1 pseudogene is annotated in these 393 nt (G+C 55.5%); it reads right to left on the reverse strand.

From position 1 onward, the window contains the following. Positions 1 to 393, reverse strand: a pseudogene (locus tag M3G15_RS21430) (transposase); the annotation flags it as partial.

Here is a 393-nt window from a genome sequence, read left to right on the forward strand (position 1 = left end):
ATACAGCCGATAAGCCAAATGGAACGACTGAACGGTGGAGGTATGGACATCGATATGATCATGGATGAACGCGGCGAGATCATGCCGGTCGGCCCGTTGTCCTCTTTTATGCGAAATCAGCTGGATCTTCACCCGCTCCGGCTCGCCATACTCCGTGACCGTGCAGCCGGCTACAACCGCGGTGGCATAAGGCTGAGCAGCCGGATGATAACGCGACGAATCATACGCATACTGATCGCAGTTTACCTTCACGTCTCCAGAGAGCAGTTCCCGGGCATCGCATTCGCCGAGGGTATGACGGATTTTGTGCAGCATGAGCCAAGCGGTCTTGTAGGTAACTTCAATGACCTGACTCAACCGCAGCGCCGAGATGCCGTCGGGAAGCAGGAACAA

The sequence above is a fragment of the Paenibacillus sp. p3-SID1389 genome, from assembly GCF_025151705.1.
Classification (GTDB): domain Bacteria; phylum Bacillota; class Bacilli; order Paenibacillales; family Paenibacillaceae; genus Fontibacillus; species Fontibacillus phoenicis.